15 protein-coding genes and 6 pseudogenes are annotated in these 15744 nt (G+C 46.7%); 4 read left to right on the top strand and 17 right to left on the bottom strand.

Annotated features, from left to right (window positions below; translation table 11 throughout):
• Positions 1 to 80: 80 nt before the first annotated feature.
• The gene (locus ACWWJF_RS11020) at positions 81 to 1412 is read right to left on the bottom strand and encodes an IS4 family transposase (RefSeq protein WP_455869454.1); all 1332 of its coding nucleotides are present in this window, start codon (positions 1410 to 1412) and stop codon (positions 81 to 83) included.
• A gap of 168 nt (positions 1413 to 1580) precedes the next feature.
• On the opposite strand from ACWWJF_RS11020, the gene ACWWJF_RS11015 reads away from it, so the two are divergent.
• The 3 genes and pseudogenes from ACWWJF_RS11015 to ACWWJF_RS11005 all read left to right on the top strand — a co-directional run bounded on the left by ACWWJF_RS11015 (position 1581) and on the right by ACWWJF_RS11005 (position 3919).
• A complete protein-coding gene (locus ACWWJF_RS11015; protein WP_455869453.1) occupies positions 1581 to 2177 on the top strand; it encodes a hypothetical protein in 597 nt (198 codons plus the stop codon).
• Positions 2178 to 2503: 326 nt separating this feature from the next.
• The gene (locus ACWWJF_RS11010; RefSeq protein WP_455869452.1) at positions 2504 to 2764 is read left to right on the top strand and encodes a hypothetical protein; all 261 of its coding nucleotides are present in this window, start codon (positions 2504 to 2506) and stop codon (positions 2762 to 2764) included.
• Positions 2765 to 3077: 313 nt separating this feature from the next.
• Positions 3078 to 3919: pseudogene (locus ACWWJF_RS11005) on the top strand (IS5 family transposase).
• Between the two features lie 31 nt (positions 3920 to 3950).
• Here the strand turns inward: ACWWJF_RS11005 and ACWWJF_RS11000 are convergent.
• The 15 genes and pseudogenes from ACWWJF_RS11000 to ACWWJF_RS10930 form a co-directional block, all read right to left on the bottom strand.
• Positions 3951 to 5029, bottom strand: a pseudogene (locus ACWWJF_RS11000) (IS3 family transposase); the annotation flags it as partial.
• A gap of 147 nt (positions 5030 to 5176) precedes the next feature.
• Positions 5177 to 5299, bottom strand: coding sequence for a hypothetical protein (locus ACWWJF_RS10995; RefSeq protein WP_455868630.1), 123 nt, complete (start codon positions 5297 to 5299; stop codon positions 5177 to 5179).
• A gap of 72 nt (positions 5300 to 5371) precedes the next feature.
• Positions 5372 to 5761 (bottom strand): annotated as a pseudogene (locus tag ACWWJF_RS10990) (helix-turn-helix domain-containing protein); the annotation flags it as partial.
• A 36-nt stretch (positions 5762 to 5797) separates the two neighbouring features.
• Positions 5798 to 7005 (bottom strand): IS3 family transposase gene (locus ACWWJF_RS10985; protein WP_455870930.1). Its coding sequence is split into 2 segments (ribosomal slippage): positions 5798 to 6684 and positions 6684 to 7005, totalling 1209 coding nucleotides; the frame shifts between segments, so codons are not numbered across the junction.
• A gap of 91 nt (positions 7006 to 7096) precedes the next feature.
• Positions 7097 to 7282: pseudogene (locus ACWWJF_RS10980) on the bottom strand (ISL3 family transposase); the annotation flags it as partial.
• A gap of 66 nt (positions 7283 to 7348) precedes the next feature.
• Entirely contained in the window at positions 7349 to 8290 is a 942-nt protein-coding gene (locus ACWWJF_RS10975) for a winged helix-turn-helix domain-containing protein (protein ID WP_455869451.1), read from the bottom strand.
• Positions 8291 to 8818: 528 nt separating this feature from the next.
• Positions 8819 to 9415, bottom strand: a complete 597-nt coding sequence (locus ACWWJF_RS10970) for a hypothetical protein (RefSeq protein ID WP_455869450.1) — start codon at positions 9413 to 9415, stop codon at positions 8819 to 8821.
• The gene (locus ACWWJF_RS10965) at positions 9381 to 9581 is read right to left on the bottom strand and encodes a hypothetical protein (RefSeq protein ID WP_455869449.1); all 201 of its coding nucleotides are present in this window, start codon (positions 9579 to 9581) and stop codon (positions 9381 to 9383) included. Before ACWWJF_RS10965 ends, ACWWJF_RS10970 begins: the two co-directional genes overlap by 35 nt.
• Before the next feature lie 3 nt (positions 9582 to 9584).
• Positions 9585 to 10298 carry a hypothetical protein gene (locus tag ACWWJF_RS10960; RefSeq protein ID WP_455869448.1) on the bottom strand — a complete coding sequence of 238 codons (714 nt, stop codon included), beginning with the start codon at positions 10296 to 10298 and terminating at the stop codon, positions 9585 to 9587.
• On the bottom strand, positions 10282 to 10851 hold the full coding sequence (locus ACWWJF_RS10955) for a hypothetical protein (protein WP_455869447.1): 570 nt from the start codon (positions 10849 to 10851) through the stop codon (positions 10282 to 10284). The genes ACWWJF_RS10960 and ACWWJF_RS10955 overlap by 17 nt, the downstream gene beginning before the upstream one ends.
• A 16-nt stretch (positions 10852 to 10867) precedes the next feature.
• Positions 10868 to 11677 carry an EscJ/YscJ/HrcJ family type III secretion inner membrane ring protein gene (locus ACWWJF_RS10950; protein WP_455869446.1) on the bottom strand — a complete coding sequence of 270 codons (810 nt, stop codon included), beginning with the start codon at positions 11675 to 11677 and terminating at the stop codon, positions 10868 to 10870.
• Positions 11678 to 11679: 2 nt separating this feature from the next.
• Positions 11680 to 11982, bottom strand: coding sequence for a type III secretion system inner rod subunit SctI (gene sctI / locus ACWWJF_RS10945; protein WP_455869445.1), 303 nt, complete (start codon positions 11980 to 11982; stop codon positions 11680 to 11682).
• A gap of 21 nt (positions 11983 to 12003) precedes the next feature.
• Positions 12004 to 12270: a type III secretion system needle complex protein gene (locus ACWWJF_RS10940; protein ID WP_455869444.1), complete on the bottom strand. Its 267-nt coding sequence runs from the start codon at positions 12268 to 12270 to the stop codon at positions 12004 to 12006.
• Between the two features lie 13 nt (positions 12271 to 12283).
• Positions 12284 to 13567 (bottom strand): PrgH/EprH family type III secretion apparatus protein, encoded by a 1284-nt coding sequence (locus tag ACWWJF_RS10935; protein ID WP_455869443.1) that lies wholly within the window; start codon positions 13565 to 13567, stop codon positions 12284 to 12286.
• A gap of 219 nt (positions 13568 to 13786) precedes the next feature.
• A pseudogene (locus tag ACWWJF_RS10930) lies at positions 13787 to 14047 on the bottom strand (transposase); the annotation flags it as partial.
• Positions 14048 to 14220: 173 nt separating this feature from the next.
• Here ACWWJF_RS10930 and ACWWJF_RS10925 point away from each other — a divergent pair.
• Positions 14221 to 14370, top strand: a pseudogene (locus ACWWJF_RS10925) (transposase); the annotation flags it as partial.
• A gap of 10 nt (positions 14371 to 14380) precedes the next feature.
• Here the strand turns inward: ACWWJF_RS10925 and ACWWJF_RS10920 are convergent.
• Positions 14381 to 15549 (bottom strand): IS3 family transposase gene (locus tag ACWWJF_RS10920; protein ID WP_455868400.1). Its coding sequence is split into 2 segments (ribosomal slippage): positions 14381 to 15294 and positions 15294 to 15549, totalling 1170 coding nucleotides; the frame shifts between segments, so codons are not numbered across the junction.
• Positions 15550 to 15744: the final 195 nt, after the last annotated feature.

Raw genomic sequence — 15744 nt, 5'->3', positions numbered from 1 at the left:
CAAGGTCCAGTGTCAGATCAAGTCGCGACTAATACAATAGCCAAGGAAATTGAGCCGCCAGCAGGCGTGAAGCCACCTCGTTATACACATCTCTGTTCGTGCCTGAGCGCGCGTAGCGTTTCGGCGGCCGTCATGACTTTCTGCAAGCCTTTCCAGATAGTTTTTGCGCCTGGTTCACCGTCGCCTTTTCGAGCAAGAAAGCCTCCCAGTTGCGCAACTAAGCGCAATACTTCGTTTAGCTTAGGGCGGCCCTTGGGCATACGCTTGTTCATCAGTAGGTAAGCTCCATGAGTCTCGTCGGAATCAAAGAACAACATTGCGTCCAGCTCTGGACAGGTTCGTCCCATACGCATTAAATAGGCGATGCGCCATGCCACGATCATGAACAGCGCCAATGCCCGCTCAATGCGATCCACGGTCGATAACTGTAACGCTTCGACACAGCAGCCGTTCTTCAGCACATTGAAGAACATCTCGATTTCCCATCTAGCCCGATACCAGTCGATCAGCTCCACGATATCTTCTCGTCCTTCAGGTACGCGATTGCTCAGCAACCGCCACTCGACCGGCTTCACGCCTGCTGGCGGCTCAATTTCCTTGGCTATCACACAAGTCACTGCCAACCCGCAACGCAGCGACACTCGCTTCACGCGCAGCGCCTGTTTCACCGTACGCGCCTTCTGCCCCGCGCGAGCCGCCATAACGAATTGGATTTCTCCCACCGGCACGGTCTTTCCAACCTTCTGCCAAAGCTTCTCATTACAGTCCAGACTGCGATTATGAGTCGAGCGGATCAACCAGTCAGCCGGAGTGCCAAGGTCATCAGCGAGCTGCATCAACGCCTTGATATCCGCTTCGCGATCGGCTAAGTACACCAGACGTGTGTTTGGCAACTCCGAGGCGAGTTCAGCAACTCGCTCGTATCCCTCGAGCCAGCGCGTACTCTCCTTGAGCCCATCGCGTTTTCCGTCTGCATCCTTCGGCTCTCTTGCCCACATCCACGCATCCAGTACGCCCAACCCCACGCGATCCGGACTGACCGCGTAGGTCGGATGCAGGTACAGACCACGCCTGGCTTCGTAGTTCAAGGGACCCAAGCCTTGGATTTGCTGCCCGTTGAAGTCAAGCTCGGTAGTGTCTTGGATACACAGCACAACCTCGTGTTCTCGGATCCTTTCCTGCGTACGCTGCCAGTGAGGTTGCAGAATGTCTCGCCATTCGAATGCTTGGTTCTCCATGAAGCGGTAAGCACCCAGCGTCTCAGACCATCCGAGGCACGCATGCGGAATGCTGGCTTGCAGATTCTCAGCCAGCCGTATCAAAAGCCCTTTGGCACGCTTATTGAGCCTCGTGTCACCAAGATTTACCCCTTCCAGTTCTTGGTGTGCCCAGCCATCTGAATCCCGTGTCATTTTTCAGCGCCGTAAATGGCGATAGTACACGTCGGTTTCACTTCATTTACAACCCCACCGGCTGCCTATTTCAGCCCGCTAACCCTTGGCATATAAGGCGTTGCGGACTTGTGTATAACGAGGTGAGTCAATCTGGGCTTGATGGATTATGAAAGCGTCCGGCATGAAATGATGATCATTGTCGGCAAGATATTAGCGAGCGAACCTAATAACGTCATTGCCCTTTCTTTACAAGGGCTGCTACTTTGCGCTGAAAATAACAAGGAAGCGGCAAGTAAGTTTCATTTGGCCATATTATTAGCCCCCACGATTACGGAGGTTTATTATTACTATGCTTGCCATCTGGTACGACAAAGTGATTTAGATAAAGCAATGCAAATGAATAATATGTGTATGGACCTCAATGATGCATTTTATTCTCCTAAAATATTGTGTGTTATCATCAATTATCTCCTTGGCAATATCCAGGAGGCTGTAAGGTATGGAGAATATACACTCAATACTGACTCTCCCGGGAATACGATCATGCGGGGGTTGCTGGCATTACTCTATGCGCGTCTCGGCGAATTATGTAAGGCTCGGGCTTTGGTTAAGGATATTGAAAAATATAAGTTATCTTGTGAATTTATCGGGTATTGTTACAATGAGGTCACTGGGGTTGTACACCCAGGTACAACAAAACATTCAGCAATCATCGCTGAAAAAATGAGATTCTCGAGAGCCCATGTTGGAAATTCCTTTTCCTTAGCATCTTGGATGATGTAAAACATGTGCTGATAATGAATGATGAGTTTTGATTTTAGTATATGAATTAAAATTAAATGCTATTTAAAAATGCTGATGTCATCATTCAGTATTATCCCCTTTTTGTGATTGCATTTACGGGGAAGGATGAGCTCTTTTGAGATGATGGCGAGTGTTGAGAGGGCATGACCTGAAATTGTTAACTTACTGCCGGGTTTTCTAGAAAAGGAATCTCATATTTCAACGCAAACTAAATGTGTATCACAATAAAATGATTAAGATGCACGGTTTAATGCTATTTATGCTATACAGCGATGTGAAGTTATAAAAATAATGGTGGATATTATATGGATATACATTACATCTGCTCTGCGTTTAAAACAGCCTACCAGATAGAAGATCTTGATTTTCTCGAGTTTGAAAGTAGTTTAGTGTTGTTTTCAAAAGAAAAAAGGATGATCTTCGAATTTCACTGCCAGCCGGACAAGGCTGATGTGAAAAAGTGCATAGATGCGTGGCTCTATCAGCGAGTTTTTGTGCAAAGGATGCAGAAAAATTCTGAGCATAGGATGGAGGTAAAGGAGATAATTAGGAAAGTGACACATTAATTTTTTTAAGCTTCTAGGTCTTGAAGTGTTTTTTTACTTAAAATTCATGTTGTTATTTAAATTCTTGCGGTTTGTGAATGTTGATTTTTCATAACGTTTCCTCATGCATTAAAACGTTTTTTTTAAGCTAATTATCATATTTATCAATATTATATGCTATTTTTTCGTCATTTTTGATAGCTGCAGCGTGTTACGTAAATGTAATCAAGAAACGCAGTTGGTTGACGGTATTGCCTCTATGCATCTATTCCTAGGCTGTGTCCCTTAATTGCCTGAGTTATAGTAACCGTATGTTTCCACAGTATATTGAACTATGGCTCGCTACGACCTTCCCGATGAAGCATGGATGATCATCCAGTCTTTACTGCCTGCTGAACCAGCAATACCACGTGCCGGACGTCCATGGGCAGAACATCGTAAAATCATCAATGGTATGTTCTGGATTCTGTGCTCAGGTGCTCCATGGCGTGATTTACCTGAGCGATATGGTCCGTGGAAAACCGTATATAACCGCTTTAATCGGTGGTCAAAATAGGGTGTGATTAACATTATTTTCAACAGGTTACTTTCTGCTCTTGATGCGCATGGTCTCGTTGACTGGTCTACCACGGCGCTGGATGGCAGTAATATCCGGGCGCTGAAATGTGCTGCCGGTGCTCAAAAAAACATCCCGATATCGCCGGAGATAACGGTCTGGGTCGCTCTCGCGGTGGTTTTGGCACCAAAATCCATCTGGCAACAGACGGAAGTGGTCTCCCGTTAAACATCCTGCTGAGCCCCGGACAGGCTCACGAAAGCCAGTTCGCATTACGTCTTCTGGACGGTATTGGTGTTCAGCGCCAGAATGGCAGCATGAAGCGTCGTGGTTATGCGGTGCTGGCTGACAAAGCTTATTCAGGGCATGCACTACGCAACGAGCTGAAACGAAAGGGGATAAAGGCAGTCATCCCCCGAAAAACGAATGAAAAAATGGCTTCGGACGGGTGCTCACGGTTCGCCAGTGACGCTTACCGTCATCGCAATGTAGTGGAAAGATGTTTTGGCCGATTAAAAGAATACCGCCGTATTGCCACACGTTATGACAAAACGGCGAGGAATTATCTGTCGATGGTTAAACTGGGCTGCATCCGCCTCTTGGCTTTGTTGAATAAATAGAAAGTTTGGGTAATCATCGGATCTGTAGTGGTCAACTAATATTGGCCACCGCATTAGACTGTATGTAGAACAGTCGCTCAGATTCGTTTGGAGTTAAGCCGCCGTTATACCAGTGAGGCCGGATAGCGCTGTAATACCCCGTGATGTAGCGGATAATCGCGTCCTGGGCTTCGCTGAAGCTGTTGTAACCCTTTGTCGGCACCCATTCTGTCTTCAGGCTGCGGAAGAACCGCTCCATTGGCGCATTATCCCAGCAGTTACCCCGCCGACTCATACTCTGCTTTATCCGGCAGCGCCACAGGGCTTGCCGGTATTGACGGCTGGTATAGTGGCTGCCCTGGTCGCTGTGGAACATGACTCCTGTTGGTTGTCCCCGGAGTTCCCAGGCCATCTGCAACGCTTTAACTGTCAGCGCCGAGTCCGGCGACGTCGACATGGCCCAGCCCACCGGTTTGCGGGCGAACAGATCTAGCACCACCGCAAGGTAAGCCCAGCATTTGCCCGTCCAGATGTAGGTCACATCGCCGCACCAGACCTGATCCGGCGCGGTAACCGCGAACTGGCGGTTGAGATAGTTCGGTATTTCAACGTGTTCATTGCCGCCGCGTTTGTATTTGTGAGCCGGTCGCTGGCAGCTGGCGATACCCAGCTCCTTCATCAGCTTGCCAGCCAGCCAGCGCCCCATTTTGACACCGGAGCTGCCGGTGACGATGGTCGCGATACTTCGAGCGCCGGCAGAGCCGCCGCTGGCGTTCCAGGCTTCCATGACGCGGCTACACTTAACCACGCGCTCACCGTCGGGTTCATTAGCGGAAGCCTGCCAGTGCCTGTAGCTGCTGCGATGTACCTCAAAAGTTTGGCACAACGCCGTGACCGGGTATCGCGCCCTCAGCCTGTCGACTACCGTGAACCGTTGAGTGAGTCCGACATTAAGAGCGCCGTAGCCTTTTTTAGGATTTCGTTCTCCATTTCAAGGCATTGGACTTTTTTCTTCATCTCACGCAGCTCGAGCTGTTCAGGGGTAAGAGGAAGTCCCGTTGGCGTTTTTCCCTGTCGTTCAAGGCGAAGCTTATTGACCCAGCGACTAATGGCAGAATGGCTGACATTAACCCATATCGTTATACACATCTTTTGGCCATTTTTTGAACAGGATGCTCAGAACCCCGTGAATTAAGGCATTCAAGCCATCCCATTGGCTTTTTGAGGTTCAAAATGCCACTCTGAGATAAACCCGTAACTCATTGATTAAACAGTGCGTTAGAACGATGTGTATAACGATATGACATTAACCGCCTCTGCGGCCTTAACGTATGTGTAGCCGTGGTCGACAACCAGCTTTGCGGCTTCGAGCTTAAATTCCGCCGTAAAATGTTTACCCATGAGGTCACCTGTCGTGTTGATGAGGTGAGCATATCACCTCCGATCAGGTGGCCAGTATCAGTGTGCCACTACAGTGCCGCGATCATCCGTTAAGGCCAGCGCCCGTCCATCGCGATCGGAGATCACCGTTATGTAACGATGCCCTTTTTTAAAGGCGACCTCATCCACATTCATATGACGGGAGGATAATGGCTTTTTTATCCGGGCAAGACCTCGCTTAACGGCCCGGATCATAATGCCGTCAACCGCATTCCAGCTGAGCTTAAGTTGTTTCCTGACAGCATCAACGGTGCTGATTTTCAGCCATGAGAGCACGAACGATTCGAACAGCAGCGTATACCGGCTGCCAGGCCCTGCCCACGGAACAGGCAACGTCTGGCAGCCATGCTCCGGACACATAATGCGGGGAACCTCTGCTTCAACCAGCGTGGTGAACTGGCAGGTATCGAGGTGCCGCCATTTGATCTTGACCCACCATCTCCGGACAGCTTTTGTATCTTAAGTTAACGATGCCCGCTGGCGCCGATATTCTCTTGGGGAGTTGTATCCCAGCGCACTGTGCGGATGGTTTTCATTGTAATGATTGAACGCCGCTGCAAGATTCTTCAGCGCTGTTCGCACATCGGGTTTTGGCATGAAGGCGATGTAATCTTCCTTCATCGTCTTCACGAACCGTTCTGCCATGCCGTTACTCTGTGGACGGCTCACTGCTGTTGTGCAGGGCTCCAGATTCCGTTCTCTGGCGAACTTCCGCGTTTCATGCGCTGTGTACGCTGAACCATTATCCGTCAGCCATTGCACTGGTTTATCCGGCAGCGCGCTACCGAAGCGTTTTTCCACCGACCTCAGCATCACATCCTGCACGGTTGAACTGTCATAACCCCTGGTGCTCGCTGCCCAGTCTATGGCCTCCCGGTCGCAGCAGTCCAGTGCGAACGTCACCCGCAGCTTCTCGCCGTTGTCACAACCGAACTCGAAGCCATCTGAGCACCAGCGCATATCGCTCTCTGCTACCGCGATTTTGCCTTTATGCTCCCGCTTCGGACGTTCAGTTTTATCATGCAACAACAGCAGGTTATGCTCGCTCATTATCCTGTAAAGCCGTTTGGCGTTCACCGGTGGAAGTCCCTCTGCACGACGTTGCTTACGCAGGATACCCCACACTCGGCGGTAACCGTAACTGGGCATGTCGCTGATGATACGGAGGATGTCCGATAATATCTCAGCATCAGCTTCGTCATTACGCCGGTTGCTGCGCCTGTCCAGCCAGTCGGCAGAACGGTTAACCCGCAGTGACAGCTGCGCACGCGACACGCTCATGGCGCGGCTGACCAGAGCTATTCCCCGTCCTTTGGCAACAAGGGCGCGTGCGCTATCCATTTTCGCGACTGGCGGTACTCCACTGCTTCTTTGAGGATCTCAACTTCCATCGTCTTCTTACCCAGAAGGCGCTGTAGCTCCCGGACCTGCTTGAGGGCAGTCGCCAGCGCCGAAGCTGGAACCACTTCTTCTCCGGCCGCAACGGCGGTGAGGCTTCCTTCCTGGTATTGCTTCTTCCACTTAAACAAAAGGCTGGGCTGGATGCCATGCAGGCGGGCTACATGGGAGACGTTCATCCCCGGCTCCATTGTCTGCTGAATGATGGCGATTTTCTCTTGCGGAGTTTTACGCTTACGGACTTCTTGCCCTAACAGGATCCCGGTCATTTCAAAATTAGCATGATTGTTAGACATATATCTAAGCCTATCTCTTATCTGGAGATACAGCTACTGTCTGGTGTTACAGGGGGCTACATCACCATTTACGATGACGGTGATCGTGAACAGAACAGAATTTACCGCAGGTCGGACAGGCTAACCGGGTGTTTTCAGCGATTCCCACAGTGACAGTAACAGAACCGGCATTTTCATCGAGAGAAAGGGATCTTACCTGCCACGGAACGGACAGGTTGAGAATATGAGCGTAGAGAGACTTTTCGTCCATGGCGGTGACCTCTGGCGATTAAATGCACCATTATCATGCCTTCAGCCACCACAACAAGAGAAGACCCTAATAAGAACCGGCAATGCGGCATAACTCACTGATACTGGTTTCGCCATGTCGTCTTAATTTCACTGCTTGAGGCATAAATTTCTCAAGCGCTGAAAGTGAGAACTGCAATGCGTCATGCTGCGCCACGTTCGAGCTCAAAGGATGCACATTGATCGTTGCCGGATCCGTTCCCATCGATGGATCAATCGCAGACAAAAGCGTTAGAATGGCCCTGCATAGCAACCGGTAATTGATGTGATGATCGCTCGTGAAATGGACTCCTTCTCGATATAACACCGAGTGATCCTTTGCCCGAGTCAGTTCAATACGGATGATAGATTTTTCACCATGCCGAATTTCCATACCAGAAATATAATAGTCTGCCTGTGATTTTTCGATTGCTGATAGGTAGCTACTGTAATCCTGGACGCTGCGCGTCAGACAAGACGAAACAACGTTAATGGGCAAATCCAGACAATGCAACCAATCAATCAGTTGATCGTGGAGTGAAATAGCTTGATATCGATGCTGCATCTCAAAGATGAACAATGCAATATTGCATGTTCTCTTTTCAACGGAAGCATCAAAGGCGGTCATGTCATTGTGGTTCGCGGTCAAGGTCGGTTGAACCGCTTTTTCAGGGAGATTGGCGACTTGAACCTCAGGGACAAAACGATAGCCCTTGCCGTAGATGTTATCGATAAATCTTTTTTTTCTTGAGTGACCCAACGTGCGGCGCAAAACATAAATACAACGCGTTAATGACTCATCGGAGACCAATCCCCCCTTCCACACATGTTCAATTATTGCATCTTTTGAAATAACGGTATGTGCGTTTTGTAACATAAAGAGTAATACCGCACTCTCTTTCGGCGCTAAATAAATAGCGCCTTTATCTTTTGTCAGTAATTGACCATTATGAAAAGAAAAACCTTCAAATATAAATTGATGAAATTCCATTTTTACTATTCCTTACGAAATAGAGGCATAACTTTGCGCAATAAAGGAATAACACGTACACTCACTTAACAGAGCTATTCCCAACAAGCGGTAATGACTTTACTTCGGTTTTTTAGAGCAAACAGATGAAACACTGCTTAAAACGTTTTTCAGGCATATCAGCAGAACAAAAGTGGTAGAACCAATGTCACAGATAATATACGAGAATCGATAATTTTAATCACCAAATTCATTGGTAAGTTCAGACCAATGCACTAAAAACCCCAAGTGGCTTTGTTGAATAAACAGATTTTATGCTACCAGCCCAGTAAAACGATTGTTTCCAGCAACGTAAAATCATGCAGTTAAGCATCATGAGAAAACGGAATGCCTGAGGTGATAAGCATTTTCTACCAAAATGGGCATAGTAAAACAGCACGATTCCCTATTATTCAACAAAGCCACCCCAAGTAAAAAAACAACGCCTTCATTAACACAAAATACTATAAAAATAAATTAAACCAAAATTTAATATCAAAAAAAATAATACTACTTACATAACAAGTAATTATCTACATCCATCTCCCACTGGTATTGTTCTCTCGGTTTGGCAGGCGCACCCGAAGATTTCTCAACACGCATGTAATCTATGCTGTGCGTAGGCATACCAGCCTGCTTGACCTTGCCGCATATCATGGATTTTTTGCCGGGATCTTGCATCGTCGCGCGAATATGCTCCCAAAATTGACTCACCTGCTTTTCGGACAGTTGTGCCAAAGCTTCACCTAAGCGTTTTCCATGTGCCATCTTGGCATATTGTGTACCAATACGGTTTGCATCAAACCATGTGTAGCTTCCCGCCAAGGCATAAAGAAATACAGCTCGGTCGAACTTCTGAGCACGAACGCATTCATTCATTTCAGCATAGAGCGCATCGGGCCCCCCAGAAGCACTATAAAGGGGATCGGTACGACATGTTTGTCCTGCAAACTCAAGGCCTGTACTGTTTCTGCTAGCGCTACCAGCGCTATCTGGAAGTGAACGTGTCGCAGACTGACATCCCACCAACAACAACGATAGAAACAGGGTGCTGGCTGCGAAAAAAGTGGGTTTACCAGTCATAATTTTCATCAGGATCGAGCCCATCTGATAACAAGACTTTTTGCATCCACTCGTTATACATAAACCGCATAGCATAATTATTGATCTCATCTTCATATAACCCATTGATTATTTGGCTAATTTCTTTGATATCTCCATCAGTTTCATAAAGCGAAACGGTGGAGTTTGATAGAGAATTAATCGTTGTCATTGCTTATTTTCCTTGATTATCATCATTATCCGATACCAACACTTCACGCGACGGTGAATACGTTCCAAGTTGTTCGTGAAGTTTTTCCAGTGTTTTCTGAGAAAGTTGTTCACAACTCTCATACAATGATTGCGTGTCAAAAAACGTATCTATTTGATTATCAACAAAAGTCTCTGGTAAAAATTCGACCAGTTGCTCACGATACTTAAATACATATCGCAAATTTTGATGATACTCAAAAATGACGCCCCCCCGATGCATACTATCAATATACGCCATTAATCTGCGTTTATAACGGCGTCTGTCGCTAGGAAGAAGGATATAAAAAGGCGTTTTATCATCTCGACCATCAATCTCATCGGCCCAACTTTCAAACAAGGCGCAAATCACGCTTTCCTTATTGACAGTGTCACTCAGCAGACGCTTTGCGCGCTGGCGAACCTGTCCATAGAGTTCATTCACAATACCTTGTTTATCCTCAATAAAACTGTTTACTGTTTCAATTGACGTCACAACGCCGTGCTCATAACCATCGCGATAGGCCTGCTGACGTATTGCCTCAGCGTCACGGCTGGCATCGCTGATGATCTTTTTGGCATGTTCCCGGGCCTGCGCCACGACGCTGATTCTCAGATTATGTGCTACACGATTCTTGTTTGTTAACAGCACATTTTCTTGCAGCATATTTGCATATGAAGTCTCAACTTCTTTGAGCATATTGAATGGCCATCCTCATTGCTAATTCATTATCACCAGTTAATGTTGGCGACACAGTTTCCATATCGTCGCCCGGTAAAAACAATAATGGCAGTCGTTCTCTCATTACCCTCGAGACAGAAGCGGAGAATAAATCAACCTCTCGTTTAGCGCACAGCGCATATTGTTCAAGAGAATAAGGAGATGCATTCATCGGTTTACTTTCAATAAGATTCAACAATGAAAACTGTCTGACAGATTTTTCAAGCTTCCACCAGATGCCACACTGAAAAAGATTGATCTTATGCCGTTGACAAGCCACCATAAAGGCTGCTTTGGATAACAAATGCCAATGCGCAGCTAAATATAGCTCTCTTTCATTATTTAAATCTAGCGGTTCAACCGAAAGGGAAAAGTTTTCGATTAAAATATCATTTATAATTCGATGACACCCTGGCGTAGAAAACCCAGGTGGCAGTGAAAAACGTTTTGGATGAATCCAGGATATCGGATTATATATGATATTCAGAACATTACCGCATTCCCTTTGCTCTTTATGCATTAATCTTTCCATGACATTCAGATATCCGCTATTTTTTATCTTCAGGAGCATCTACACGGGGTTTAGGATCATCCGGTGTACTTTTATTATTAGTCTGTGTCAGAATATGCTTCTTTAGCTTACCTAAAAATGCATGATGGCTTTGACTAATAAATAACAGCACGGCAGCTAACAAGGCAACGGTTACCGCGCCAAGACTTATTAACCACGTTGGTGTGTTAGACTTTGTCGCTTGAATGGATAACGGCGCATACCGCTGAACGTCATTGATCTTGGATAACACGACGGAAATATTGTCGTAATTAACGTCCTCGAAGCTATTCTTAAGAAAGCGCTTTACATCACTGATTAATAAGGTGGTATCAGTAATGCTATTATCATGATTGAGCAATGTTGAAAGATGAACCGCCGATCTTTTCCTATCACCATCGCTGGAGCTCATATCGTAGCTCACATGTACGCGAGCAGAAACCACCCCTGAAATTGACAACAATGAGTGTTCAAGTCTTTGCTCAATTCCGGAATAGAGGCGAGCCTTTTCAGCGCGCGGAGAAGAAACAAGCGCATCAGCAGGAAACATCTTCGCAATGTCGATTGCTGGAGGGCGTGGCAGCCCATAAGTATTCATTAAATCAACAGAAGCCGAAAAATCCTGAGAACTGACAGAGAGACTATACCCCTCTTTTTTAATCTCATTTTTATCAACCTTGATGTTATTGCGCTGTAACAGCGCAATAACTTCATTAGCCTGCTGTTGATCTAACCCTTTCAGCAAAATATCTTGCTTACAACCTACAAGAAAAACTGCCAGTATGGGAAATAACAGGTATTTATTCATGATTATGAACGTAATAATGTTTCAACAGCACTGACCCCTTTACGCGTCAATGTACTGATGAGTGATACATGTAAGTTATAGTCAGAAGTTCGCTGTTGAAGTTCTGCCAACATTTCAGGATCTGTGGAAGCATTAGTGTTCTCCAACAATGAAATTACGTCACGCTGTTCCGCAGACATATTTACCGATTCCCGCGCATAAGCGCGAAGCAGACGATCTTCCAACGACACATTGGCAGATTCTGGCATGGTAATATCATGCCAATTGCCAGATAACTGTGTCACCATACTGGTATTATTATTCATATCCTACTCCTGGTAACAACATTAACGGAAGTTGGAAATAATCGCAGAGCCTACGTCTTTGTATACCTTCACAACGTTAGATTGTGCATTACGGTACAGCGTATATTCTGACAAGCGAGACTGATAAATCGCCAACAGCTCTGGATTAGAAGGATCTTCTGCCAGTTTTTTTAGCGCCGAATCCAATTCAGAATTAAGGTTTGTCACACCATTATTGAAGGTTGATGATTTGTTCGACAAATAACCATCCCATGTAAAATCTGTACTTTTTAATTTCATGTTACTCATATAAGCTCCTTACTTATGTTTTTGGGAAATACCAATGTCCAGCGCCAAGCTTTATATAGCTTTGTTCGCCAAATTTAAAAGATTTATCTTTGAACCAATCAGTTTCCAGCTCAACAGAAAAGTGAACATACCTTCCACCCCATTGTTGATAGTATTGATTGACAAAATTCTTGATACTTTCGAGCATACCATCCTCAATGACGCCCAATATAACAAAGGTGATAGTATCGCCATTGTCTATCTCACGAAAAGAGAGCGCCATTTTTTTCAATCCTTGATTGGCAATGCTCCTGATAGTTTTATCCTCCAGATTATCTAGCCTTACTGAATCCATATAAGGAAATTTTTCTTTCAGTGCAGCAATAAAATCACCGCGTGCCTTTTCACTTAATTCATTTCTTTCTGTACTAATTCTAAGAATCGGATGTTGTGGGTCACTCAACCGTATCTGATGAAACTTCAATGCAGGCCAATAGGTTTCCACCCAACGCGAAATTCGCTCTTCTTCACTGGCAATATTGACAACATTAACCTGTTGGCGCAGCGGATTTCTGACCATGGTTTGAATAGCCCAATCAGTCGCTTTTTCACTGCCAGCAAAAACATAAATCCAATTATCACGAGCATAAACTATCTGATAATCATCAGAGGCAAAATTCAATAATGTAGAGACATTATCAAGCTGACGCTGTGTTCCCGTAAGGTAACCATAGCCCGCGACAAACACGGCACTCAATAAAACAACTGCTGCCAATGTTTTATACCATAAACTTTTGGTATTCTTGACAATCTCGGTTGCCGTTGATGATTGTACCTTGGCACTGTCCGGGTATTCTCCGGATAAGATAGCGTCCGAGAATTCAGAATGTTGATTTCGCCAGACAAATTTTTGCATCCCGACGGTGATAACTTCATTTTCTGACAATGCTATCATTGGTGAGCCATCGTCAGAGATCTCACGCATGTAAACGTCGCATGAGCCACCCAGTTTAACGATTATCTCGAAACTTACATTCGTTTGTTCAGCAGGAATATAAATAGTATTATCAGGCATCTGTGTGCCATTATATTGCTTGCTAATCGTTTCTTCATCAGTAGAAAGAAAAAGTGTGTTCCCTTCAAGCAAGGCAAACTCACACCCACGTAAAACGCCGTTAAGAAGCCTAACGACTATCCTTTTTTCTTTATCGATATTTCTATCTTCATCCAATAACATTGCTAAATTCTCAAGGAAATCGATACCATTACGTTCACTTTGGACAAGATATACCAGCGGGCCACCAACATCTTGATTCAATAATAATGGAAAATTGATTTCACATCAGATTTGGCAACCTGTAACTTAATGATTGTCAAGAAAAAGAATGAGAATGTATATCTTCAAATAGAAAAGATTACATATCGTCAATATAATTAGTTATTTTTAGAAAGGACAAGCGACGGAGGAAGTAAAGAGGGGGGACACGGAACGAGTGATGGGCCGGACCCTGTACATGATTCTGTGTAAATGCCTTTCTCAGTAGTGACCGTCCAGGCGGTCACCGAACTCGATAATAAAACGGCTCATTGCCATACGCCAGTCCCGCAGTGGCATCGTCCATTTCTGTGAGGCCGACTGGATTGCCAGCCACACCACCTTTTTCACTGCGTCGTCAGTCGGGAACACCTTGCGTTTTTTAATCGCATGCCGGATCACACTGTTCAGCGACTCGATGGCGTTGGTTGTGTCGATGACTTTGCGGATATCTGCCGGGTAAGCGAAGAACGTTGCCAGATTGGGTAATGCCTTCAAATAGTTGGCTTTTGTGATATTCTGCCGCTATTTGAGGTTTCCACGTGGTTACTGTTTTTGTTCATTGTGATGTAGCCCCCTGTAACACCAGACAGTAGCTGTATCTCCAGATAAGAGATAGGCTTAGATCTATGTCTAACAATCATGCTAATTTTGAAATGACCGGGATCCTGTTAGGGCAAGAAGTCCGTAAGCGTAAAACTCCGCAAGAGAAAATCGCCATCATTCAGCAGACAATGAAGCCGGGGATGAACGTCTCCCATGTAGCCCGCCTGCATGGCATCCAGCCCAGCCTTTTGTTTAAGTGGAATGTAGTGGTCAACTAATATTGGCCACCGCATTAGACTGTATGTAGAACAGTCGCTCAGATTCGTTTGGAGTTAAGCCGCCGTTATACCAGTGAGGCCGGATAGCGCTGTAATACCCCGTGATGTAGCGGATAATCGCGTCCTGGGCTTCGCTGAAGCTGTTGTAACCCTTTGTCGGCACCCATTCTGTCTTCAGGCTGCGGAAGAACCGCTCCATTGGCGCATTATCCCAGCAGTTACCCCGCCGACTCATACTCTGCTTTATCCGGCAGCGCCACAGGGCTTGCCGGTATTGACGGCTGGTATAGTGGCTGCCCTGGTCGCTGTGGAACATGACTCCTGTTGGTTGTCCCCGGAGTTCCCAGGCCATCTGCAACGCTTTAACTGTCAGCGCCGAGTCCGGCGACGTCGACATGGCCCAGCCCACCGGTTTGCGGGCGAACAGGTCTAGCACCACCGCAAGGTAAGCCCAGCATTTGCCCGTCCAGATGTAGGTCACATCGCCGCACCAGACCTGATCCGGCGCGGTAACCGCGAACTGGCGGTTGAGATAGTTCGGTATTTCAACGTGTTCATTGCCGCCGCGTTTGTATTTGTGAGCCGGTCGCTGGCAGCTGGCGATACCCAGCTCCTTCATCAGCTTGCCAGCCAGCCAGCGCCCCATTTTGACACCAGAGCTGCCGGTGACGATGGTCGCGATACTTCGAGCGCCGGCAGAGCCGCCGCTGGCGTTCCAGGCTTCCATGACGCGACTACACTTAACCACGCGCTCACCGTCGGGTTCATTAGCGGAAGCCTGCCAGTGCCTGTAGCTGCTGCGATGTACCTCAAAAGTTTGGCACAACGCCGTGACCGGGTATCGCGCCCTCAGCCTGTCGACTACCGTGAACCGTTGAGTGAGTCCGACATTAAGAGCGCCGTAGCCTTTTTTAGGATTTCGTTCTCCATTTCAAGGCATTGGACTTTTTTCTTCATCTCACGCAGCTCGAGCTGTTCAGGGGTAAGAGGAAGTCCCGTTGGCGTTTTTCCCTGTCGTTCAAGGCGAAGCTTATTGACCCAGCGACTAATGGCAGAATGGCTGACATTAACCGCCTCTGCGGCCTTAACGTATGTGTAGCCGTGGTCGACAACCAGCTTTGCGGCTTCGAGCTTAAATTCCGCCGTAAAATGTTTACCCATGAGGTCACCTGTCGTGTTGATGAGGTGAGCATATCACCTCCGATCAGGTGGCCAGTATCAGTGTGCCACTACATGCAGCAATGGCTGATTCATCTAGCCATACGGTTAGAGAACCGCGCTGCTTGAGGGCCTTGTTATAGGACACCTCGTTATACACAAGTCCGCAACGCCTTATATGCCAAGGGTTAGCGGGCT

It is taken from the genome of Symbiopectobacterium sp. Eva_TO, from assembly GCF_053848865.1.
The sequence above is the reverse complement of the archived record's forward strand: the minus strand, read 5'-3'. Positions and strand labels throughout refer to the sequence as shown.